This window comes from Rhizobium sp. SG741 (genome assembly GCF_012275435.1).
In the GTDB taxonomy this organism is placed as follows: domain Bacteria; phylum Pseudomonadota; class Alphaproteobacteria; order Rhizobiales; family Rhizobiaceae; genus Rhizobium; species Rhizobium lusitanum.
In genome coordinates, this window is the sequence record NZ_JAAZQP010000037.1 from 1 (window position 1) to 1,543 (window position 1,543).

At 59.7% G+C, this 1,543-nt stretch carries 1 protein-coding gene; it reads right to left on the bottom strand.

Annotation, left to right across the window (positions count from 1 at the left end):
* The coding region (locus tag FHT29_RS34260; protein ID WP_168601192.1) for an MCP four helix bundle domain-containing protein at positions 1 to 1,226 on the bottom strand (1,226 nt) is incomplete at its 3' end.
* Positions 1,227 to 1,543: the final 317 nt, after the last annotated feature.

Sequence of the window (1,543 nt, forward strand, 5' to 3'; positions counted from 1 at the left end):
GCGTTGAGGGCGAGCAGGTCGGTCTGGCGCGCGATTTCCTGAACGATGGAAATCTTCTCGGCGATGGTGCGCATGGCGTTGACGGCGCGGTCGACAGCCTGGCCGCTGACCTCGGCATCCCTGGCGGACTGGCGGGCGATCTTTTCCGTCTGGGCGGCATTGTCGGCGTTCTGCTTGATGTTGGCGGCCATCTCCTCCATCGAGGCCGAGGCCTCTTCGGCAGAGGAGGCCTGTTCGGTGGCACCCTGCGAGAGCTGCTCGGACCCGGCCGACAACTGCTGGCTGCCCGATGATACGTTGTCGGAGGCAGACAGCGCATCGGTGACGACACCACGTAACCGCTCGACCATCGACTCGAGCGACATCCCGAGTGTATCCTTGTCCGACATCGGCTTCGGCTTCACCGTCAGGTCGCCGTTGGCGATCAGGTCCGCGATCGTTGCGGTGTTGCGCAGGTTTCCGGTCATGACATTGATGGTGTCGACGAGGTCCTTGATTTCGTCGTTGGTCTTGATCTCGATATTCTGGTTGAGATCGCCGATGGCGACGCCTTCGGCAACCGCCTGGATCTTCTTCAGGCCGTTGTTGATGCCGAGCGCGATCCAGAGGGCGATGGCAGTCGAGAGCACGAACATGACGGCCAGCGAGGCGAGCAGAAGGTTTCGCGCGAAGGCATATTGTTCATTGGTCGACTCGTCGGTTTGATGCAGATCGGCGACGATCGCCTTGTTGACAGCGTTGACGGCATCCAGAAGAACCGCGCTTGCCTTGCGCCCCTCGCCCATGGAGAGCTCTCCTGCCTTGCGGTTGCTTTCCTCCGTATTTTCGACGGCAAGCTTAAGGACCTGGTCGTCAATTTGCTTCCAGGCCGGAAGCTGCTTCAGGAATTCCGCGCTCTTGCTGGCAACCTCCTCGTTAGCGCTCTGGGATAGTTTCTGTGCGATCTGCTCGATCGTTACCTCTTTTGCATGAACTTCATCGATATAGCCGCTGATCGCCTGCGGATCGTTGTTGAGGATGGCGTTCTTTTCGTTGCGGATCGCATCGAGCACGGCGCTGGAAAGATCGCCGGAATTGCGCAGACTGGCAGCCGGGCCTTGGATGATGTTCGTAATGGCCGAATTGAGGGAGGACAGGCTCATGATCGCCAGGACCGACATCCCGGTTGACAGCACGATCAGAAGGCCGAAGGCGAAGGCCAGTTTGAATTTGATGGTAAAGCGCATCTCTAAAAGACTCCTGGGGATGGAGAGGTCCGATGATTGAAGGTCGAATAAGTCAGACGGAGACCGTCTTGATGCGCGAAGACCGATACATTCACCCTTCCGCGAACCTGAACCGGTTCTTGAGGCCTGCGATACCATCCGCCAGCCTTTGATCCGGCGCCTTCCGGCGCCAGATCTTGTTGATGTCAGCCAGCCGCTCAGGCGCTCTGGCGAAAGTCATTGTCATCGGCGTCAGGCCCACCCATGGACATGTCGAGGGAGAAGCCCTTGAGGCGGGCCTGCTGCGCGGCGACGCTGTTGTCGGCGCGGGCAGCCGG